General features: G+C 58.3%; 18 protein-coding genes. 9 read left to right on the top strand and 9 right to left on the bottom strand.

Annotation, left to right across the window (positions count from 1 at the left end; translation table 11 throughout):
* Positions 1 to 49 precede the first annotated feature (49 nt).
* Positions 50 to 1,024 carry a hypothetical protein gene (locus tag VMS83_RS10645; RefSeq protein ID WP_325412596.1) on the top strand — a complete coding sequence of 325 codons (975 nt, stop codon included), beginning with the start codon at positions 50 to 52 and terminating at the stop codon, positions 1,022 to 1,024.
* 41 nt (positions 1,025 to 1,065) lie between these two features.
* On the opposite strand, the gene VMS83_RS10640 is transcribed toward VMS83_RS10645, so the two are convergent.
* From VMS83_RS10640 to VMS83_RS10630, 3 genes are all read right to left on the bottom strand, one after another.
* Positions 1,066 to 2,133, bottom strand: coding sequence for a heparan-alpha-glucosaminide N-acetyltransferase domain-containing protein (locus tag VMS83_RS10640; protein WP_325412594.1), 1,068 nt, complete (start codon positions 2,131 to 2,133; stop codon positions 1,066 to 1,068).
* A 144-nt stretch (positions 2,134 to 2,277) separates the two neighbouring features.
* Positions 2,278 to 3,216, bottom strand: a complete 939-nt coding sequence (locus VMS83_RS10635; RefSeq protein WP_325412592.1) for a response regulator — start codon at positions 3,214 to 3,216, stop codon at positions 2,278 to 2,280.
* A 4-nt stretch (positions 3,217 to 3,220) separates the two neighbouring features.
* Positions 3,221 to 4,252: a sensor histidine kinase gene (locus tag VMS83_RS10630; RefSeq protein WP_325412590.1), complete on the bottom strand. Its 1,032-nt coding sequence runs from the start codon at positions 4,250 to 4,252 to the stop codon at positions 3,221 to 3,223.
* Between the two features lie 416 nt (positions 4,253 to 4,668).
* On the opposite strand from VMS83_RS10630, the gene VMS83_RS10625 reads away from it, so the two are divergent.
* Together VMS83_RS10625 and VMS83_RS10620 are read left to right on the top strand one after the other, a co-directional pair.
* Positions 4,669 to 6,210, top strand: coding sequence for an amino acid permease (locus VMS83_RS10625; RefSeq protein ID WP_325412588.1), 1,542 nt, complete (start codon positions 4,669 to 4,671; stop codon positions 6,208 to 6,210).
* A 55-nt stretch (positions 6,211 to 6,265) separates the two neighbouring features.
* Positions 6,266 to 7,093 (top strand): hypothetical protein, encoded by an 828-nt coding sequence (locus VMS83_RS10620; RefSeq protein WP_325412586.1) that lies wholly within the window; start codon positions 6,266 to 6,268, stop codon positions 7,091 to 7,093.
* A 13-nt stretch (positions 7,094 to 7,106) separates the two neighbouring features.
* Here VMS83_RS10620 and VMS83_RS10615 read toward each other — a convergent pair whose 3' ends face one another.
* Entirely contained in the window at positions 7,107 to 7,757 is a 651-nt protein-coding gene (locus VMS83_RS10615; protein ID WP_325412585.1) for a PrsW family glutamic-type intramembrane protease, read from the bottom strand.
* 630 nt (positions 7,758 to 8,387) lie between these two features.
* Here VMS83_RS10615 and VMS83_RS10610 point away from each other — a divergent pair.
* A complete protein-coding gene (locus VMS83_RS10610) occupies positions 8,388 to 9,011 on the top strand; it encodes a winged helix-turn-helix domain-containing protein (protein ID WP_325412584.1) in 624 nt (207 codons plus the stop codon).
* Between the two features lie 147 nt (positions 9,012 to 9,158).
* Positions 9,159 to 10,058, top strand: a complete 900-nt coding sequence (locus VMS83_RS10605) for a hypothetical protein (protein ID WP_325412582.1) — start codon at positions 9,159 to 9,161, stop codon at positions 10,056 to 10,058.
* A gap of 14 nt (positions 10,059 to 10,072) precedes the next feature.
* On the opposite strand, the gene VMS83_RS10600 is transcribed toward VMS83_RS10605, so the two are convergent.
* The 3 genes from VMS83_RS10600 to VMS83_RS10590 form a co-directional block, all read right to left on the bottom strand.
* On the bottom strand, positions 10,073 to 10,657 hold the full coding sequence (locus tag VMS83_RS10600) for a hydrolase (RefSeq protein WP_325412580.1): 585 nt from the start codon (positions 10,655 to 10,657) through the stop codon (positions 10,073 to 10,075).
* Positions 10,658 to 10,746: 89 nt separating this feature from the next.
* Positions 10,747 to 12,240 carry an MFS transporter gene (locus tag VMS83_RS10595; protein ID WP_325412578.1) on the bottom strand — a complete coding sequence of 498 codons (1,494 nt, stop codon included), beginning with the start codon at positions 12,238 to 12,240 and terminating at the stop codon, positions 10,747 to 10,749.
* Positions 12,241 to 12,327: 87 nt separating this feature from the next.
* Positions 12,328 to 13,953, bottom strand: a complete 1,626-nt coding sequence (locus VMS83_RS10590; protein WP_325412576.1) for a putative manganese-dependent inorganic diphosphatase — start codon at positions 13,951 to 13,953, stop codon at positions 12,328 to 12,330.
* A 164-nt stretch (positions 13,954 to 14,117) separates the two neighbouring features.
* Between VMS83_RS10590 and VMS83_RS10585 the strand changes: the two genes are divergently transcribed.
* The 4 genes from VMS83_RS10585 to VMS83_RS10570 all read left to right on the top strand — a co-directional run bounded on the left by VMS83_RS10585 (position 14,118) and on the right by VMS83_RS10570 (position 16,933).
* The gene (locus VMS83_RS10585) at positions 14,118 to 14,612 is read left to right on the top strand and encodes a PadR family transcriptional regulator (RefSeq protein ID WP_325412574.1); all 495 of its coding nucleotides are present in this window, start codon (positions 14,118 to 14,120) and stop codon (positions 14,610 to 14,612) included.
* Positions 14,609 to 15,595 carry an ATP-binding cassette domain-containing protein gene (locus VMS83_RS10580; RefSeq protein ID WP_325412572.1) on the top strand — a complete coding sequence of 329 codons (987 nt, stop codon included), beginning with the start codon at positions 14,609 to 14,611 and terminating at the stop codon, positions 15,593 to 15,595. Before VMS83_RS10585 ends, VMS83_RS10580 begins: the two co-directional genes overlap by 4 nt.
* A gap of 3 nt (positions 15,596 to 15,598) precedes the next feature.
* On the top strand, positions 15,599 to 16,348 hold the full coding sequence (locus VMS83_RS10575) for an ABC transporter permease (RefSeq protein ID WP_325412570.1): 750 nt from the start codon (positions 15,599 to 15,601) through the stop codon (positions 16,346 to 16,348).
* Between the two features lie 222 nt (positions 16,349 to 16,570).
* The gene (locus tag VMS83_RS10570; RefSeq protein WP_325412568.1) at positions 16,571 to 16,933 is read left to right on the top strand and encodes a heavy metal-binding domain-containing protein; all 363 of its coding nucleotides are present in this window, start codon (positions 16,571 to 16,573) and stop codon (positions 16,931 to 16,933) included.
* 331 nt (positions 16,934 to 17,264) lie between these two features.
* Here the strand turns inward: VMS83_RS10570 and VMS83_RS10565 are convergent, their stop codons facing one another.
* Both VMS83_RS10565 and VMS83_RS10560 read right to left on the bottom strand, forming a co-directional pair.
* Positions 17,265 to 18,389, bottom strand: coding sequence for a type III PLP-dependent enzyme (locus tag VMS83_RS10565; protein ID WP_325412566.1), 1,125 nt, complete (start codon positions 18,387 to 18,389; stop codon positions 17,265 to 17,267).
* 103 nt (positions 18,390 to 18,492) lie between these two features.
* Complete coding sequence (locus VMS83_RS10560) at positions 18,493 to 19,935, bottom strand: saccharopine dehydrogenase NADP-binding domain-containing protein (RefSeq protein ID WP_325412564.1); 1,443 nt, start codon at positions 19,933 to 19,935, stop codon at positions 18,493 to 18,495.
* Positions 19,936 to 20,109: the final 174 nt, after the last annotated feature.

Below are 20,109 nucleotides of genomic sequence, written 5' to 3'. Positions count from 1 at the left end.
TCTCTCCTGCCCTCTACACAACAATCAGGAATAATTCCGGGATGATGGCATGGGGCAGCAACGGAAAGACCGGACATCAACCGCATGGATACGTTCGGACCTCCCGGCCCGGCTTCTCCTGTGTGTTCTTGCCTGCGCCCTTCTTATCCTCCCGTCCGCCTCAGCCGACACCAGCATGTCTCCTGGCGCGGCAGGCCCGCACCAGGTCGCTGTGGGAGTCTACGTGGTGGATGTCAAGGAGTTCAGCGTTGCTGACGGAACCTACCAGACCGACTTTTACCTCAGCCTTTCCTCGGATGACAATATCTCGATAAACGACGTCGAGTTCATGAACGGGCATGTATCCTCGGCTGATCTCATCACCGATACACCCACGGAAAAAGACTACCGGGTGTACGCGACCATGACCGCAAACCCCGACCTCCGCCGGTACCCGTTCGATAACCATACGCTCCCCATCATTATCGAGCCAAAGGTTCTCACCGAAAAGGACCTGATCCTTGTGATCGATCGGAACAACACCGGCCTGGACACAGAGGCAAACCTTCCCGGCTGGAGCCTCACCGGCATGTCCGCGGCAGTCACCAACCGGACTTACGTGGAAGGCGAAGTCCCCTACTCCCGCGCCACCTTTAGCAATGGGATCCAGAGGGACACCGCTTCCACCCTGCTGAAATTTTTCCTCCCCATCACGCTGATCGTGATCGTCTCGCTTGCCTCGCTTTTAATGAAGGTCTCCTCGCGGCTGGGGCTGAACGGTTCAATGTTCCTTGCGGCCGTGCTGATCCACTGGCGGATCGCGGATGCCATACCGCTCGTGGCTTACGCGACCTTCCTGGATTTCTTCATGATCATCACCTATGCCACGCTTGTAATGGTCTGCGTCTCCGGGATCCTGATCATCAAGTTCACGGAAGACAAAAACCCAGAAAAGGTTGAGCAGGTGAATTACTGGTCGATCCGCGTTATCCCGGCGATCTCCATCTCGCTCTATATTCTCCTCTTCCTCCTGCTCATCCTCTAGGACCACTCCGGATGGGAGGAGATGAAGGTCCGGCCCTCTTTTTATCCTCCGGTGAGAAACCGCACCAGAAACGATCCTTTCCCACGCTTTCGGAAATAACGCAGGAGACAGGCAAAAGCGCACATCCCGGCAATGAACAGGCAGATGCAGAGGAGAAATGCCGGCAGCGGGAGCATGAGACCGGCAGGCCCGATCACCCATGCAATGATGACCGAATGGAGGATATAGATCGCAAGAGAGCATTCGCCCATCGCGCAGAGCGGGGCGGGGATGCGGGCCGCCGGGATGAGATCCGCGATCACAAACATGCACAGGATGGCGCCAAAAACGCAGAGACAGAAGCCCGGTTCAGGCGGGTAGAAGAGCTCCACATACCCGTACCTGACCAGCTGCGGGCCGGGATGGAGCGCCCAGAGTGCAGCCCCTGCTGCAAGGATCCCCAGAGAGACAAGAGCGGCCTGCCGCGTCCCAAATGTCGTGATCCCGTTTTTCGCCCACCGGACCATTCCCAGCTCGGCCCCAAGAAAGGCAACGCCCAGCCAGGGAAAGAGCGGGAACCAGCCGCCGACAAGCCAGTCTCCGGCCGCCGCAGGGAGGAGCCAATCCCCCACCCCCGCAGGGAAACCGGTAAGAGGGAGCTGGACCGGAAGCACAGGATAGCCAAAAACCAGCTGGATGATCGGCGTCACTGCAAAGAGCGCTACGATAATACCCCACCGGACTGATTGTCGCAGCCCAAGGAAGAGGTACGCGAGCGGGAGCGAGACCCCGATCAGGAAGAGGACGTCCATATCGATAAACGGGACGATTCCCCAGACCGCAGACTGAAGGAGCGCGGCAACGAGAATGACAAGACCGCCCCGTACCAGGAAATAGGAGAGCTTGTGCGGCTTTCGTGACCGCGAGAGGGCAACCATCATCCCCGAGAGCAGGATAAATAACGGGGCAGCAAGCGAGGCAAGGACCCGGAGAGCGAACGGTACTGGCGGGAGGAGAAGGTATGGGACCGTGTTTGCCCCCACCATCAGCACGATCGCAATACCCCGCAGGAGATCGACCGGGAGATCGCGGAACCGGCTGCCGGGTGTCGGGGGATACTGACTGGCCATAGATCTCCTACCGAATAGGGATCCCATAAGGAAAGGGCTTCTCATAACTGAAAGAAAATTTTCAGTGATGAAAGGGCAGGGAATCGTTACGCACTCTTAAAAAAGTGACCACCCGGTGACAAGGATGGGACAGCCACCAGCCCCTTACTTCAGCACGGCGCCGATCAGGTTCCCGGCGATCTGGAGTGTCTCCATCTCGCTGTCCGACCATTCCCGCTGGACCGTATCGGAGAATCCCACGAAGCCCCAGAGGGTATCGTTCCGGAAGAGGGGGAGTACCGCAATGGAGGAGATTCCCCGGTCCTCGAAGAACCGGCCCTCGGTTCCGGGCAGCTTCTTCACGTCACCGGCAATAGTGTTGCCACTCCCGAGGAGCGAGCTCCAGAGAATGGAGGTAAACGTGATAGACTCTGAAGAGGAGAGCGAGATTTTCCCCCTCCCCGTGATACCTGGATCAACCCAGAGGTACTGGACGGTAGCGCCGTCCCGGCCTTCCCGCCCCGGGTTCATCCGGAAAATGCAGACACTTGCGGCATGGACGGCAAACCCGATATGCTCCAGGATCTCCATGATACCCGCCGAGAGGTTCTTCTCGTAGCCGGGATCCTGGGAAGGAACAGAGGCATGCCGGCGCAGGAACCACTCGATGGCAAAGCTGATGGCAAGGAGCAGGGAATCGCGCTTTTTGATCTCCCGGTCGAGCTGGTACCGGTGGAGGGCGAGCTCGATCGCAAACGCCAGCTCACGCTCGTTGAACGGTTTAAGGATATAGGCATACGGTTCGGTGCCTTTCACCCGGGACAGGGTCTTTTTGTCGGAATATGCGGTGACAAAGATCACCGGCACATCCTTCATCTGGCCGATCTTCTTGGCCGTTTCGATCCCGTCCATCGGTGAACCTTCCAGCACGATGTCCATCAGGATCAGGTCAGGGGCAAGGCTGGCTGCCCGCTCCAGCGCCTCGCTGCTGGTCCCGGCAGGTTCGGGGACCTCATACCCCATGCCGCTGAGCACAAGGCGCAGGTTCTCGGCAACGATCAGTTCGTCCTCAACAATCAGGATAGTTGGCGGTCTTTTTTCCATAATCTCACCCGGTTACGGGAAATGTGATGACAAAGTGCGTTCCGCTGGTCCGGTCAAGCGTGATCTTCCCCCTGAGCTGCCGCACGAGCATCCGGACCAGGTTAAAACCGAGGGATTCCGTATGCTCCCAGTCAACCTCCAGAGGTATCCCCCTCCCGTTGTCCCGGACAACAAACGTGACCTGCGATGCGTCCTTTTCCCCGGTGAGCGTGATCTCTCCACTCTCCCGGCCGTCAAACGCGTACTTGAAGGCATTTGCCACAAGTTCGTTTGCGATCAACCCCAGGGGAATGGCTGTCGTAAGGCTGAGGTCCAGGTCCCGCGCATCGGTGATCACCCGGATGTCGGCCAGGTCAGCGCCATAGGCCACCCTGAGGTTACCGGTAAGGTTCTGCAGGTACCGGTCAAAATTGATGGATGCGAGATCGCCAGACTGGTACAGGTTCTCGTGGATAAGCGCCATGGACTTTACCCGGGTCTGGCTGTCGAGCAGTGCAGCTGCGCAGTCGGGATCCCCGGTCTTTCTGGACTGGAGATAGAGGAGGCTTACAATGATCTGGAGGTTGTTTTTCACGCGGTGATGGATCTCTTTTATGAGCACCTCTTTCTCGTGCAGGGACTGCCGGAGGCGTTCCTCGGCAATGGTGCGGGAGCTGACCTCGGAAACGAGCGCAGCATTGGTGCGTGCGAGCTCCGCGGTCCGCGCAAGGACACGCTCCTCCAGCTGCCCGGTAAGCCGGGCGAGATCCTCCTCGGACCGGGTCCGCCGGATAATCTCCTGCAGGAGTGCAAAGAGACCGATCACGACGAGTGCATACCCGCCGGTCCTGAGTGCAAAGAATTCCGGGCCAAGGGGAGTGTTCCCTTCTGTGAGGAGGAGGTAATGGGAGATGGCAAAGAGGGTGTAGGCACCGCCGAAGTACAGCGGCGTTATTTTCCGGATCCGAAAATAACCCCATACGCTGACAGCGACGATGCCGATACTCATGAGCAGGTTGACTGCCACCGAAATGTCGATATCGCTGAACACGGTCATGCCAAACCACGGTCCCGGCACCCTGCCGGGACGGAACTTTCACGTACACCTGTTATGCATGAGCACCGCATAAACACGGCGATAAGTGAAAAAAATACTGCGCTTAAGGGGCCGGAACAGCCCTTGCGGGCTGCATTTCATTTATTCTGCGGGATCATACCCGTACCGGCCGGATCCGGAACCCGAAAGGGCCGGGATCCTGATTTTCCAAGGGAGACACTAATCACGGGAAAAACCGGGAGAACATACCGGATTCGTGTAATTCTTGTCTTATTTTCAAAACAGAGCCGTTTTGGATGAAATAATTTTTTCACTCATCCGTTTCTTTATCAGATGCCGGAGCGGAGAGTACCTCGTCCAGGCATGGTCTGTGCAAAATACCGGGAAGACCGTGCACGCAAAAGGCGGGTCGGTCCATGAATAAAACCTCATTCCTTAACCATTCCATGTTCAAGAAAAAGCCGATCGAACAATCGGCCCCGGATCCAAAGGGCAGCAGATCCCTTTCACGGACCCTGAGCACATTTGACCTTGTCATGCTCGGGATCGGGGGCATCATCGGCATGGGCATCTTCGTCCTGTCCGGTCTCGTTGCCGGCCTCCATGCAGGAAACGCTCTCCCGCTTTCGCTTGTCATTGCCGGTATCTCGTGTCTTTTTGCCGCCCTCTGTTATGCGGAATTTTCCGCAATGATCCCGCTCGCCGGGAGCGCCTATACCTACTGCTACATGACGCTCGGCGAGATCTGGGCATGGATTATCGGGTGGGATCTCATTCTCGAATACGGCCTTGCCGTCTCGGCGGTAGCGATTGGCTGGTCCGGCTATTTCAATGCCCTTCTCAGGTCTGTCGGGGTCACACTTCCCCCTGCCCTCACCAGCCCGCCGGGCATGGAAGGGGGGATGGTCAATCTTCCCGCGATAGCCATTGTCCTGTGCCTTTCCCTGCTCCTGATACGGGGGGCCAAAAAAAGTGCAAGGACCAATGCGATTATCGTTGCCATCAAGATCGCGGTCATCGTCTTTTTTATCGTGCTGGGCCTCTTCTCGCTCAACCCGGCGAACTGGACACCCTTTATGCCACCGAAAGGATGGCTCGGGGTGTTCTCGGGTGCGGCCATCTTCTTTTTTGCCTTTATCGGGTTTGACGCGGTGGTCACGGCTGCAGAGGAGACAAAAAATCCCCAGAAGAGCCTTCCGCTGGGGCTGATAGGATCCCTGGTCATCTGCCTTGTCATCTATATCATCCTCGGCGTAATCCTGACCGGGATTGTCCCCTTCGCGGAACTTGCCGGGCCCGATGCGATCAACGCCCCGATTGCCTACGCACTGGGCAGGATCGGATTTTCCTGGGGAGCATTTATTGTCTCGATCGGGGCGCTCTGCGGCATGACCTCGGTCATTCTTGTCATGCTCTTCGGGCAGAGCCGGATCTTCTTTGCCATGTCCCGGGACGGCCTCCTGCCGGCCTTCTTCTCCGATGTCCACGAGAAGACAAGGACACCGGTCAAAGTCATTCTCGTCACCGGGGTCCTCACGGCCTGTGTAGCCGGGTTCTTCCCCATCGAGATCGTGGCCGAGCTCGTGAACATGGGTACACTCATGGCCTTTGCGATCGTTGCGATCGGGATCCTGCTCCTGCGGGTCCAGCGACCGGACCTCACCCGCCCGTTCCGCTGTCCCGGGGTCCCCCTCATCCCCCTCTTCTGTGTCGGGACCTGTGCGTTCCTGATCTTCAACCTCAGTTCCCACGCCCATCTCATGTTTGTGATCTGGCTTGCCCTGGGCCTTGCGATCTACTTCCTCTATGGGGTACGTAAAGAGACGGCAAGGCAAAAAGGGGATCCGCTCACCGTGCCCGGACCGGGCTGCATCCCCTGCCCGGGACCGGCGCTGGGAGGAGCAGAGTTCCTGGGAGCCGACACGGCCCCGGCGCATTCCCGGCAGCAGGGGCCATAGGAGGCCCCCGGCCAACCGCAAGGTTCTCTATGGCGCGTGCCGCACCGGTACAGTAATGGATGGCAGCGTATCCCCTCCCCTGGTTGCAGCAGAGCCCGCACGGCACCTGCCGGCCCGTTACCTGCTCTGGGGGCTGGTCGCGCTCTGCATCCTTTTCGGGGCTCTTGTTGTCGTCATCCCGCTGCCGCTGTACCGCCTTGCCGGTCACTGTCTTGAAGCAACCGCGGCGCTTATCTGCATGGTCATATGCCTGTACGCATACCGGTGCTGGTCCGGGCGCATTATCCTGCTGCTCGCGGCGTTTGCATTCGGGGAATACGCCCTTGCCACGATCTTCTGGTACCTCTTCTCTCTCCTCCCCCTGACCGGAAGCCTCGGTCGCCCGTTCGTCTATACCAGTGTCGCCGAGCTCTCGTTTCTGGGCTTCATGCTCTTCTTTATCGCGGCCTTCCAGATCGAGGGAAAAAAAGAGCCCGGAAATGCCGCATACCCCTGGCTGTTCCTGGTACTCTTCCTTGCCATGCCACTCCTTGTGATCGGTGAGTATGGCATCACCCTCCGGACCGTGATGCTGCTGGTGCGGTTCCTTATCGTGGAGCAGCTCGTCGTGGTGACAATCAGGTACGGGTTTTTCCGCTACCCGCTGCTCTGGGCCGGGATCTGCATCCGGTGCCTTGCCGCGATGCTCTATGGTCTCCGCGAAACGCTCCTGATCAATTATCCTTCCTGGACCCTGCCCCTGTTGTACCCGTCAGGGGGCGCGATCTCGGTCTACGACCTCTTCAGCATTGTCGGTCCCCTGATCGTGGTCTCTTTTGCCCTGATCGTTCTCGGTCTCCTCGATTACATCGGGGAAGGCGATCGGGCCGGGCAGGCCGCCTGACTGGGCAGGCCTTTCAGCTGCCGCTCTGGTGGACAAAGAGTGCCGGAAGATCGATGTGGTAGCAGGCGAGCAGGGCAAAGAAGAGGAGAACGGGGAAGACAAGGTCTACACAGATCCCGGCCAGCCCGAAAAACGTCGTCCCCAGCGTATTGTAGATCGCGTGCACCGTGACCGCGAGGGTGAAAAATCCCATGATAAGTGCAGGAAATGCCCGCCGGTCAAAATGGCCCGCGATCACGATACCATACCCGATCATCCCGCAGGTACACCCGTGCAGGAGTGCGGTCGAGAACGAATGGATGAGAATGGCCAGTGGATCCGGAGAAGCAAGCAGGCCGGTCTCGATGACCGCAAAACCGATTCCCGAGGCCATGGCGTACAGGAAAATATCCCGGTCCTGCTGCCGGCTCCCTCCGATCGCAAGGATAAGCAGGGGAAGCGCCTTGAAAAACTCTTCAACCAGAGGAGAGATGGTCAGGGGGGCGATCGCGGCCGGGATCTCGCTGCTGACTGCACCAAAGAGGACCGGTTCAAGGAGGACGGCCGGTATGGCCGCTACACAGCCCCAGAGGACAAAGAGAATAAACCGGGTATCCACCCTCCCGATAATGGCTGTGAGGATAATGAAGGGGAGAAGGTAGACTACCGCAAGGACTGGATCCATCGTACCGCCGCTTACCCATCATGTACGCTTACCGGATGTTTAGCCCTTTGATGTGATCCCCTGCAGAATATAAAGTGAAAAAAAAATTTTCGTTAACACGTGCTTTAACAGCCTTGTCATACCATATTCCTCTGCCAGAATCTGGCACATTGGGAGAGGATCTCTCCACCAGGAGAATGGCCAAAACGGGGTTTTGCAGGCAGGGGGCGGCAGATCAGATAATGCATACCCGGATCACCTTGGTGTCATAATGCCGGGTTTAATGCGACCATAAAAGTCCAAAAACCCGCATATATCCCCCCCGGAAAAGATGCTGCCCGGCCTGAGCACATCCCTTCACCGGAGGAAGTGTGCCCCCTTCTCCCCTCTCAATGGAATGCAGGAGACCCTGCAGGCAGGTCTTCACGGCTTTTGCAGGACAGATGATCCCACGAAAACGGTGCCCGCCGGGAGAGTGAAGTTTTTTTTTCAGTTATCCATGAGTTTATAGCCTGTCATCAGCTAACGGGATCATATGAGTGGAACGCGAGAAAACGACGGCGTCACGGCCATACCTGTTCCGGCCTCCCGGTCGAGGGGTCAGGAACATTCAGCCGGTCCCGTGCATCGTGTGGACCACCCGGGGGATATATGGACGCAAACAGCGTAAATGCCAGCGCACAGGCACCTGTCGCCGCCGAGGAAGAGATCATCTTTCTCGAGCCGGGCCAGGAAAAAGCACAGAATATCGTAAAAGCCATATCGCACCAGAATGCCGGTGATATCATGGCGCTCCTCTCGGCAGAGGGCCCGATGAAGCTCTCGGATATTGCGTCACGGATGGAGCTCTCCACCAATGCGGCGAAATACCACGTGGAAAACCTCAAAAATGCGGGGCTTATCGAGATAGCCAATACACGGTATAGTGTCAAGGGCAAGAAAATGAAGGTTTACCGCCTGAAAAACCAGGTCTTCATCGTTGCCCCGGGAGTCAGTTCAGGCCCGGCCCTCCGCGCAGTCCTGCTGAAATACGCAACGCTCTGCGGTCTTTTTGTCGTGTCGTTTGCCATCTTCCTTGTCCAGCCGTTTGTTACCTTCTCGTCCGGGCCGGTCAGCCCGATCTCTGGCTCCCTCCAGACCGGATCCGCTCTCCCTGCCATGTACTCGTCAGAGCTGATTCCCGCACTCGTCCTTGCCCTCATTGTCACGCTGCTTGTCTTTGCCGGGGTGGAGGTGCTCGGGCACTGGAGAGACCGGAACGGAAATATATCCTGATCCCACCTTCCGCTTCTATTTTTTGTACGGATGACAAGAAAAGATCTGTATATTACCGGATACCCGGTTTATAGTCCGGGTCCCGATCCCTCCCTTTTTATGCCGGCCCGACCGATGTACAGGTGAAATACGGCCGGCAGCATACCCATGAGCGTACTGACGCGACTTCGTGAAGCCCGATCCAGGGTAAACCTCCGGCTCTTCTCTTTCTATCTCTCCATCGTGCTCATCATCCCGGCCATCACCATCATCATCGAGTACCTGGTCACGGTCAATCCCGGGCTCCGTAACGATCTCCAGGTCGACATGCAGAACTTCCACCTGTACCAGGTCTTTACCTCCTCTTTTGTCCACCTCAATTTCGATCATTTCGTGGCAAACGTGACCGCGTACCTGCTGATCGCAGTCTACGGGCTGGTGCTTGCCACGCTGGTGAACCGGAAACGGCTCTATCTCGTCCTCAGCAAGATCATCGTCGTGGTCTTCCTCGTTTTCGGGGCATTCTTCGCATACTTTAATGCAACGACTTCATACTACGCCGGTCTCTCGGGCATTGATTCAGCGCTTGCCGGGCTCCTGCTCCTCTTCTGGCTGGTTTACCTCGAACACCTTTCAGGCCAGCGCATGCGCCACTATTATGGCATCGTGCTCTCGGGTGTCCTTGCCCTTTCTGCCGGCATTATAGCACGGTATATCATCCTGTACCATGCCGTACATAACGCGGTATTTGTCGGCGCCCTTGCCGGTATCCTTGTCCTGCTCGGATGTGTCATTCTCCTGTACCGGCAGCAGTTCCTTGAAGTGTATCGCGTCCTTGCCGGATTCACCTGGTCCACCCGGCTTGTAACGGTGGCAATTGTCGCAATCTTTGCGTACTTTGTCTGGAATCTCTTCCCCGAGCGGTTGGCCCCCTCGACAAGGACGGTAAGCATATCGCTCCACGTGGCGGGTATCGTGATCGGCATCCTTGCCGGGTATCTCCTCCTTGTATACCTCGAACAATTCGCCTATTTTTACGGGGAAAAAGAAGTGATCTCCCGCCCGTGAGGGAGAAAGGAGACTTACCCGATCGCGGTCAGGATCTCGTCCGTGCTCCGGACCCGGCCCATCCGCCTGAAGATAAAGTTTATTGCGGCCTGGTGCTGCTCTGCGGTCCTCGAGGCCATCGCATCTTCGGCAAAGATCTGCTGGAAGCCATACTCGTAGGCAAAGCGTGCGGTACTTTCAACCCCGAAATCGGTTGCAATCCCGCACAGGACAATCGTGTCCATTCCCCTCCGCCGGAGCTGCAGTTCGAGATCCGTTCCGTAGAAGGCCCCCCACTGCTTCTTTCCGATAACGATATCGGCGGGTCCGGGAGCCACCTCCGGGATAAACTCGGACCAGTCCGGGGGAATGGGCCCGGTACGGGAGAACGAATCGTCGCTTTTCACCTTAAGCATCGTTTCCGGTGTGGAAACCACATGCACGAGAAAAACCGGCATCGCGTTTTTCCGGAATGCCGTTACAAGCCGGGCTGCATTCCTGATGACCAGTGATGACGGGTGCGGCTGTGTGGGCTGTAAGGCGATCCCCTTCTGGAGGTCGATGACCACCAGCGCTGTTGTTTTCCGGGTAATATCCAGTTCGGGCATAACGCTTACCATGGGAACATAGGGCAGCGGGCGTTATTTATGCACTGCGCTGAGGGTGGCAGGTAACCCGTAAAACAGGTATACGTTCTACCGAGGGGAAATCATATCAGGGCATCCGGGGGGAGCGTTTCCGGGGGAGTGCTGTATTCCTCGTCCGGCACTTCACGGGTCAGGCGGATGATAATGACCACCAGGATACAGAGGGCAAAAGAGACCAGGTACACGGCCTGGTAACCGAGCACGGAGAGGGCGGGGGTCAGCTTCGAGACGAGCGGAGTCCCGTCACGGGGGATGCCGGCCATGTACATGCGGATCGCAAAGACACTCTGGAAGAAGGCAATCCCGGCCACCATCCCCACGTGGCGGACCGTCATCATGACCCCGGAACCGTCACCGACCGAATCGGGGGGACAGTGTCCCATGATCAGCCGGGCATTGGGGCCGAAGAACGCAGCCGTGGAGACACGGGTGATCAGCATCCCGGCGATGATCACGATCACGAGCGTGAGGGGATTGAACGTGAAGAAGATCAGAAAGCCGGCCCCCGCGAGCGCGACCGCAACCATGGAGATCAGGATGCTCCCGTGCCGGTCGGCAAGGCTCCCGGTTGCCGGGGCCACCAGGATCGAGAGGAGCGCGGGAGCGGTCATGATCAGGCCGGCAAGGGCTGCATCGAGATGACGGGAGTTGATCAGGTACAGGGGCATCAGGTACGTGACCCCGGAAAAGAGCGTAGTGATAACCAGGCAGGCGAGGATCCCCAGCCGGAAATCGCGGTTCCGGACCAGCGCCGGGTTGATCAGGGGATCCGGGCTGTTCCGTTCCCGCAGGACAAAGATCACGCCCAGGATCACGCCGGCCAACAAGAGCAGCTCGAGGACAATGTCGGGAGTACCCGGTACCTGGTAGAAGGTAAACGCAGAAAGGACAAGGATAAGGGCGGCAACGAAGATGAGGGGACCGGTGATGTTGAGGGGTTTCTGCTCGGTGGTGCCCGATGCAGAGGGGAGGCAGTACCAGCTCATAAAAAGCGCGACGAGCACGATCGGAAGGTTCAGGAAAAAGACCCAGCGCCAGCCGGCATACTGCGAGACAAAACCGCCGATGCCGGGGCCGAGGGCATACCCGGCCGCGGACATGGCGATGAGGAAACCGAGGGATTTGCCCCGCACGGAGAGCGGCAGGTAAGTCGTGATGACCGCCGGCCCAATCGCCGAGAACATCGCAGCACCGGCACCCTGGAGCACCCGGAACACGATCAGGCTTGTAATATCGGTGGCAACCCCGCACAAAAAGGATCCGAGGCCGAAGAGTACCAGTCCCAGAAGGAAGAGCTGGCGGAACCCGTACCGGTCGCCCAGTTTTCCCATAAAGAGGATGAGACCGGTGATGGTGAGCATGTAGGAGATGATGATAAGCGACCCCACGCCAACAGGGATCTGCCATGACCTGATAATCGTGGGAACGGTAATGTTGACCACGCTCATGTCAAGGGCACCCATGAGCGAGGCAAGGGAGACCGTGGCAACGATGATGCGCTGGCCGGAGGTGCTGGCAGGATCAGGAAGGGTCGGAAAGGACAGGATAACGGACACCTTTTATATTTTACACCTTTTCTGTAATCACAGATAAAAATAACAGGTTTGTGCGGGAAAACGGATTCCGGCAGGAGACACAACAGGTTATGTCCCGCAGGTACGTTTCAGTTTTTCGCCAAGCCACGGGAGGAAATCCTTCTTTCTTGACATCACCCCGGGCAGGCGGACCGGCAGGGGTCCGCCAAAAAGCGAGGAGAGGAGCGCGGTATCCCCGGCCCCGTAGAGATCGCTCGCATTTTCGGGGATGTTGGTAAAGAGGGCAAGGGAGAGGGAGATTCCTGCTTCGGCCCTCGCTCGTTCGAGTGCAGCGGTGATCTCCGTACTCCGGTCCCGGTTCCAGGCAAATGCCGGGACCATCACTTGGGCGATCTGCACGCTCTTCTCCGAGAGGGTGAAGAGCTTGGTGTCGCGGGTAAGCAGGGTATCGAGCGGAACCCCCGAAAGATCCATGCCCTCTTCGAGAAGACAGGCCCCCAGCTTTTCGGCGTCCTCCCCGGCAATACCGGCAAGCCACTTCACCGCCTTTTTGTCCTGGTGGGTGGTCGTGGACATCCGCAGGGCAAGCGTGTCGGAGAGGATGCCGCACAGGAGGATACCGGCGATCTCCCGGGACGGCGTAAGGCCGGCCTCCCGGAATTTCATGGCAATAATCGTGGACGTCGCCCCGACCGGATCATTGAAGAACCGGATGGGCCGCAGCGTGGTGATGGCCCCGAGACGGTGGTGGTCGATGATCTCGACCACGTCAGCCTCCTCGATACCGGGAACGGCCTGGGAGGCCTCGTTGTGGTCGAGCAGGATGACCGGGCGGCGCACATCGTCGAGCAGCGTTGTCCGGGTAAGGATCCCCAGGAGTTTTCCTTCGCGGGAGACCACGCAGGCAGCCCGGAACATGGACCCTGCCACGACCTGCCGGGCCCGGGCAATCGTCTCGGTGCAGGTAAGGACCGGGACATTGGTCTCCATCACTTCCCGGGCCGGCAGGGAGAGGTTGATCATCTTACCCACCCCGAATGCATCGAGCTTTGTCGAGAGCACCGAGACCCTGCGCTGCTGGGCGGCGGCAATCACCCGGCTGCCCACCGGTGCCCCCTCCGCAATGATCAGGGCGGCAATTCCGGCTGAGACCAGCGCGAGCTGGGCCGGTTCGTTGTCGCCCACGATCGCAATATCCTTCTCGGTCATCTTCGCAAGGGTAACGTGGAGCGCATCGATCGCGATATAGACCCGCCCTTCGAGGATTGCATGCGCCGGGACCAGGATCTCCGCGGACAGGACACGGGCGAGGGTCCCGATCGGGACCGGGGTGACCGAGAGGGCGGCGAGATGGAGGGTCCCGATATATGCATTGGCAAGCGCGTGTTCCCCGATCATCCCGACGGGTTTTCCCTCCGCGTCCGTAATGACCACGTTCCGGATCCCTTCTTTTGCCATGAGGGCGGCCACGTCCCCGGTCGGGACGTCATCAGGGAGGGCAAAGACCGGTTTGTAAACAATATCGGCGAGTGTCGGCTCGACCGAGGGAATAAAGGCAGGAGCGGCAACGCCGTACCGCTCGAGCATGAAGCGCGATTCGCTGTTGAGCTCCCCGCACCGGGCCGGGACATACCGGCCCGGCTCGGAGCGGTTTTTGAAATCGGCGTACCCGATCACGCTCGCGATACTGTCGGTGTCAGGCTGGCGGTGGCCGAAGCAGTAGATATGGTTCACAGGAGATTCCTCACGCGCCTGAGAGTAATGCTGCTTTATCATTTGCCTGTCCCGGTTCATAAGGTACCGTCACGATCTTCTCCATGTCACTTCAGGAATATTTATATCTGGCACTGCCAAACACTGATAGTTCGAAATCGAACTATATCGGAACCGAACTACCCATGACAAGCCTCTTCCAGTTTGCATCAAAGAGCGGGAGAACTCGCACCCTGCTTGCCCTCTACGTGCTCCACTCTCTTGACAAGAACGAAAAATCCGGTTACGACATTCTCCGGGAGATTGAAAAACTCACCAATGGCGCATGGGTTCCCAGCAAAGGTACGCTCTATCCCCTGCTTCGCCAGCTTGAAACCGAAGGGCTCATCGCACCTGCACCGGAAAAAAGTGGTGCCCGTGCCCGTACCGGTTTTATGCTCACCCGGACCGGGCGGGACACGCTCAAAAGGATCCGGGCCCACAGCAAAGAGCACCACAGGAAAACGGACCAGTACCGGCATCTCATCACCGCTATCTTCGGCGACTGGCACAGCCCGGGGATGGGTGTGCTTTTTGAAATACGAACGCTTCTGAATGAAATGCCCGAAGAAAAAGAGCGGGAAGCGTTAAAGATACTCCGGCGCTGCCGCGATGAGCTCAAAAAAGGTGACCTGACATGACTGCCGCCATCCATACCGCTGACCTGACCCGCCGATTTGGCGATCTCGTGGCCGTGGACCGAATTAATTTTGACATCGAACAGGGCGAGATCTTCGGCCTCCTGGGCCCCAATGGTGCCGGGAAGACCACCACGATCTCGATGCTCTCGACCCTGCTTGAGCCCACCTCGGGCACCGCCACGGTGATGGGTATCGATGTCACCCGGGACCAGGATGGCGTCAGGAAAGCGATCGGGATCGTCTTCCAGGACCAGAGCCTGGACGAGGAGCTCACGGCATGGGAGAACATGGACTTCCACGGCCGGCTCTACCGGATCCCAAAAGATGTCCGCGAGCAGCGCACCGAGGAGCTCCTCAGGCTCGTGGAACTCTATGACCGGCGAAACGATATCGTCAAGACCTTCTCCGGCGGGATGCGGCGGCGCCTGGAGATCGCCCGCGGGCTCCTCCACCACCCCCAGGTCCTCTTTCTGGACGAACCCACGCTCGGCCTGGACCCGCAGACGCGCAACCACCTCTGGACCTACATCGAGACCCTGGCAAAGGAGAAGAACATCACCATCATCCTCACCACCCATTACATGGAGGAAGCCGACCGGCTCTGCAGCCGTATCGCCATCATCGACCACGGGAAGGTCATTGCCCTGGACACTCCCGCACGGCTCAAGGACTCGATCGGCGGGGACGTTCTGACCCTCCGGTCACCCGAGACAGAAAAAGTCGCCACGACACTGGCCGTACCGTGGATCAAGCGTGTGGAGACCCATGACGGGGAAGTGATCCTCACGCTGGAGAACGCCGAGCAGCGGCTCAGCCAGATCGTGACGCTGCTCAACGAGCAGAAGATCCCGATCACGTCCATCTCGGTGCACAAGCCGACGCTCGAGGATGTCTTCCTCTCTTTTACGGGAAAGACCATACGCGAAGAGGACATCAGCCGCAGGGACGCGATGCGGATGCATTTCCGGATGATGAGGCACTAGACCATGGATATCGTGTACACCATCTGGCTCCGGAGCATGAAGCGGTATATCCGGTCAAAGAGTCGTATCGTAGGAAGCATCGCCATGCCGCTCTTCCTCCTTGTATTCCTTGGCTTTGGCCTCAATTCCGTGGTCAGCACCACCACGCTCGGGCAGCAGTACGTGCTCTTCCTGGTGCCCGGCATGGTAGCGATGAGCGTGCTCTTCACCTCGGTCTTCTCCGGCATCCAGATCATTTGGGACAAGCAGTTCGGGTTTTTGAAAGAAACACTCGTGGCGCCGGTATCCCGGCTCGAGATCATGTTCGGCCAGACCGTGGGGGGCGCAAGCACCGCGGTCTTCCAGGGGATCCTCCTGATGGTATTTGCCGTATTCCTGGGCCTGCGGGTCACCAGTCCCCTGCATTTCCTGATTGCGCTCGGCTTCATGATCCTTGTCGGGATCGCGTTTACCGCCTTTGGGATCGCGATCGCCTCCCGGATGGAGGACATGACCGGCTTTTCGCTGATCTCAAACTTCGTGGTCTTCCCCCTCTTCGGCCTTTCGGGAGCGCTCTTTCCCATCAACTCCATCCCCGCCTGGCTCAAGCCTCTTACGCTGATCGATCCGCTCACCTATGGCGTGGAAGGGATCCGGTACGGGCTGACCGGGACCTCTCCCATCAACCCGGTGATCAGCGCCGTGGTGATCGCCGGGTTTGCCGTGGCGATGACCATTGTGGGGGCCTGGCTCTTCCGGAAAGTGACAGTGTGAAACAGAACCGGGTTGAGAGAGGTTCCGGTTTATTTTTGCACGGGTGAAAACTTTTTTTTTCACGTATTCCATCCCCCTCACGCCAGCCCTGCCCCAAAAGGGTGCGGGGGCGGTAGCCTGAAAAGGGCGTTTATCATTTATTTTGGGATTCCGGGGAGAGCATTTTTTGTTAAGAGATGCCCTTTTGGTCTTGCCCGTCCTATAGCAGATCGAGTGAGAACCATGGAAGACGCGATCGTTATTGTCAGCACGCCGTACCTGCCCGGCCATAAGATTACAAAGACGCTGGGGTTCACCTGGGGCCTGATTGTCCGGAGCCGGGGCCTTGGCCGCAACATCACCGCGGGCCTGCGCTCGCTTGCCGGCGGCGAGATCCATGAATATACCCAGCTCCTCAACCAGTCCCGGGTGGAGGCGCTGGCACGGCTCAGGGAGCACGCACGATCCCTGGGAGCCAACGCGGTTATCGGGGTTGCATTCGATTCGTCCGAGACCGGCGGTGTGATGACCGAGGTGCTCGCCTACGGCACCGCGGTGGTGGTGGAGCCGGAGACGGCAGTCATAAACCCGGTCCGGCTCGGGTAACGGCCAGGTACTCCTTTTTCCCCGCCCTCCAAAACAGGCCTTCTTTTCATTTGCATGTATCTTTGCACGTCCGGAAAAAGGGGGCCAACAGAAGCCCGCTATAGTGCAGGTTTAAGTGGCCTTCTTTTTGACCGGTTCTTGAAAAGAGAGGCAGAATGCTGTTTTTTCCGTGGGCGTGGACATCGTTTCCTGTGGAACCGGAAAACGGGATCCCCGAAACGGCAATCCGGGCTCAATTTGGGCCCGGAAAAGCATAACCCTGATTTGGGTATGGAGATATGATCCTAGGGGGAAAATAAGCCAAAATCAGGCCCGGATTACCAAAAAAAGATCACTTGTTGATATGCACGACTTTTGCCGGAGGAAACCCGTTGAAGTACGTGGATGATGCGATCGAGTAGGCCCCGATATTTTCCGAGTATACCAGGTCGCCGATCGCCAGCTCCGGCAGCTCGGCCGAGAGCGTGATCGTGTCGAACGCATCGCAGGTCGGCCCGAAGACTGCCGAAATGTGGCGCGGGCCCTCCTTGAAGGCCAGCACCGGGTAGGTGCAGTGGTCGAAGACCTGCCCCGAGTACGTGTGGTACACTCCGTCGTTGATGTAGTAGCAGGGCTTGCCATCCCGGTAGGCCTTCCCGACCACCTTTGCGATAAGCGTGCAGGCATTTGCGACAAGGAACCGGCCGGGTTCCGCGAGGATCTCCATGTCAGCCGGGAAGAGCCGGGCGATCTCGGCCTTGAGTTTGACCGCCAGCTCCTCGATGGACCGGACCTCGGGGTTGTACTTCACGGGGAACCCGCCGCCGATATCGAGAATCCGGATCTTCTTTCCCAGACGGTGCTCGGTCTCCTCGATGATGTTTGCCGAGATCTGGAGCGCCACCACGTAGTTCTCGAAGTTGGTGCACTGGCTGCCCACGTGGAAACTGAGGCCCTCCACCACGAGCCCGAGATCAAATGCCGCCGCGATCAGGTCAACGGCCTCGCCCGGGTCTGCCCCGAATTTCGAGGAGAGCTCCACCATGGAGCCGGTGTTCGGAACTCTGAGCCGGAGCACGAGGCCGGCCTGCGGGGCGTGCATGCGGATCTTCCTGAGCTCCTCGATGTTGTCGAAGGTGACCAGTGGCTTGTACTGGTTGAGCTCCTCGAGGGTCTCGATGGGCTTGATCGTGTTCGCGTAGATGATCCGGTCCCAGATGAAATCCTGCCGTTCTTTGTCCGGCAGATCCCTGATGAAATTGTGCACGATCATGAACTCGGGCATCGACGCAACATCGAAACTGGCACCGAGATCCATCAGGGTCTTGACAATCTCGGGATTCGAGTTCGCCTTGACAGCAAAATAGGCCTGTATTTTGGGGAAATTTTTCTTGAATTCGTGGTAGTTTTCACGGATCTTTGCATGGTCGATCACAAAAAGGGGAGTCCCCTCTCTCTTTGCCAAATCCTGAAACATCTGACGACTTCCGCGGTCCATGTGGGATACCGCATCGTCCTGCCTGCATGCGTCTGCTGTCGGGTTCACGTCCGTTCCTCCGGTGTTGTCCGTACTGATTGATTCATCTCACAAATAAGAAGTTTTTGAATTGCCAGACATCTTCCTTGTCGTAATCGTTCTCCGGGTTCTCCCGGAAATAGACCGTCCGGTTCTTGAGCGGCGTCCAGTCCGAGGGCCCGGACCAGAACTCGCCGAGGTAGGGTTTTGCGATGTCCAGGACGAACTGGTGGGGGAGGTCGTCGGGCAGGCAGAAGCCTTTCTTCGGGTTCTCGATCATCCACATCACCGCGGAGACAACCCCGAGTGCGACCTGGATGGTGGTCGCATTCTGGCCCGGCGCGAGCTTCTTTGCCTCATCAATGGAGAGGATGCTTCCCGTCCACCACGAATTGTACGGGTGGCCCATGAGAAGCGCGCCCAGGATATCCGAGCCAATGGAGATCTCCCGGTCGTTCATGATCCGGAGCCGGGACTGGAGCTCATAGTTCCGGCCCCGGAGCTCGTGGAGCGAGGCAATCGTTGCATCGCAGGGCATGTACGCGTAGTTCACGGTCGGGCGATAGATCGCCTTGCCATCTTTCCATACCGTCCAGCGGTCCGAGATCCCGAACGCCTCGCCATGCCGGATCACCATCCCGACGATCTCCTGCTCGGGTACCCAGGAGCGGATCCAGGTGTTTATCCCCATGTGGTGGAGCATGATCGCGTTCTTGGGGCCGGCGGACGGGACATGCGCCCCGGGAGGAAGTTCCTTTTCGTGCGTTCCCCACCCGATCTCGGCCGGGGCCGTGCCCTCTTCGAGCAGCCCTTCGATACACCAGGTGCCGACAAACTCGTCCACTTTCTTTGGCGACCGGGAGATCTGGGTGTCGCGTTCGGAGCAGTGGATCACCCTGACCCCCACCTCCATGGCGAGCTCGCCAAACTTCTGCTCGGCAATCAGGCGCCTGAAGCGGGCCGGGTCCGCGGCAAGACCGTCCGCGATCATCTTGGTAGCGATATCCACGAGACCCTGCTTGGTCATGTGCGAGATGAGCCCCGGGTTTGCCCCGTGGTCGACCACGCACGTGGTGGAGTCTGCCCACTCCCGGGTCAGTTCGCGCAGTTTCATCTGCCGGTAATAGAGGGATTTCTCCACGGGGCTTGCTGTATAGCGTTCGCCCAGCGGGTCCCATGCCTCGACCGAAGTGTTCACGTACAGCACGTTGTGCTCGTGGCACCACTGGACAATCTCGCCGGCATCGATGTTCCAGGCAAGGTCGATCAAGAGTCCGCCCTCACCGAGTGTCTCGGTAAGGACGGTAGTCAGGTTCTCCGGGGTGATCTTCCGCTTCAGGAACCGGAGCCCCCGGGTAGTGTATGCCTTGAGGTCCTGGGATTTATCCTTGAAATCGACGATCGTGATATTTTCGAGCGGAATATTGACATGACGAAGCAGAATCGGGAGCGTACACTTGGACACGGCGCCGTACCCGATGATCAGTACTTTGTTTTTGAAATCCAATCCAGACCTCCTGGGCTACACGCATAACCCGTTTTTAGGTTACGTTCGCTGACGTAATAAAACATGAGAGGAATGGCATTCCCAGGCCCGGTCTCCGACGGATCAAAGCGGGAACTTTATGTAGGAAAGCACCGTGTGTACTATCGGGACACCCGTGAAAATCCACACGCGAAC

Origin of the sequence: Methanoregula sp. (assembly GCF_035543475.1) — an archaeon.
GTDB lineage: Archaea > Halobacteriota > Methanomicrobia > Methanomicrobiales > Methanospirillaceae > Methanoregula.
Note: the sequence above shows the minus strand (reverse complement) of the source record. Positions and strands in the feature narration are given on the sequence as shown.

Coding starts and splice junctions, on each gene's coding strand:
- VMS83_RS10575 (WP_325412570.1), top strand. CDS start 15,599: ATGGATATCGTGTACACCATCTGGCTCCGGAGCATGAAGCGGTATATC.
- VMS83_RS10565 (WP_325412566.1), bottom strand. CDS start 18,389: ATGTTTCAGGATTTGGCAAAGAGAGAGGGGACTCCCCTTTTTGTGATC.
- VMS83_RS10580 (WP_325412572.1), top strand. CDS start 14,609: ATGACTGCCGCCATCCATACCGCTGACCTGACCCGCCGATTTGGCGAT.
- VMS83_RS10635 (WP_325412592.1), bottom strand. CDS start 3,216: ATGGAAAAAAGACCGCCAACTATCCTGATTGTTGAGGACGAACTGATC.
- VMS83_RS10610 (WP_325412584.1), top strand. CDS start 8,388: ATGGACGCAAACAGCGTAAATGCCAGCGCACAGGCACCTGTCGCCGCC.
- VMS83_RS10615 (WP_325412585.1), bottom strand. CDS start 7,757: ATGGATCCAGTCCTTGCGGTAGTCTACCTTCTCCCCTTCATTATCCTC.
- VMS83_RS10640 (WP_325412594.1), bottom strand. CDS start 2,133: ATGGCCAGTCAGTATCCCCCGACACCCGGCAGCCGGTTCCGCGATCTC.
- VMS83_RS10625 (WP_325412588.1), top strand. CDS start 4,669: ATGAATAAAACCTCATTCCTTAACCATTCCATGTTCAAGAAAAAGCCG.
- VMS83_RS10600 (WP_325412580.1), bottom strand. CDS start 10,657: ATGGTAAGCGTTATGCCCGAACTGGATATTACCCGGAAAACAACAGCG.
- VMS83_RS10585 (WP_325412574.1), top strand. CDS start 14,118: ATGACAAGCCTCTTCCAGTTTGCATCAAAGAGCGGGAGAACTCGCACC.
- VMS83_RS10570 (WP_325412568.1), top strand. CDS start 16,571: ATGGAAGACGCGATCGTTATTGTCAGCACGCCGTACCTGCCCGGCCAT.
- VMS83_RS10620 (WP_325412586.1), top strand. CDS start 6,266: ATGGATGGCAGCGTATCCCCTCCCCTGGTTGCAGCAGAGCCCGCACGG.
- VMS83_RS10605 (WP_325412582.1), top strand. CDS start 9,159: ATGAGCGTACTGACGCGACTTCGTGAAGCCCGATCCAGGGTAAACCTC.
- VMS83_RS10630 (WP_325412590.1), bottom strand. CDS start 4,252: ATGACCGTGTTCAGCGATATCGACATTTCGGTGGCAGTCAACCTGCTC.
- VMS83_RS10645 (WP_325412596.1), top strand. CDS start 50: ATGGGGCAGCAACGGAAAGACCGGACATCAACCGCATGGATACGTTCG.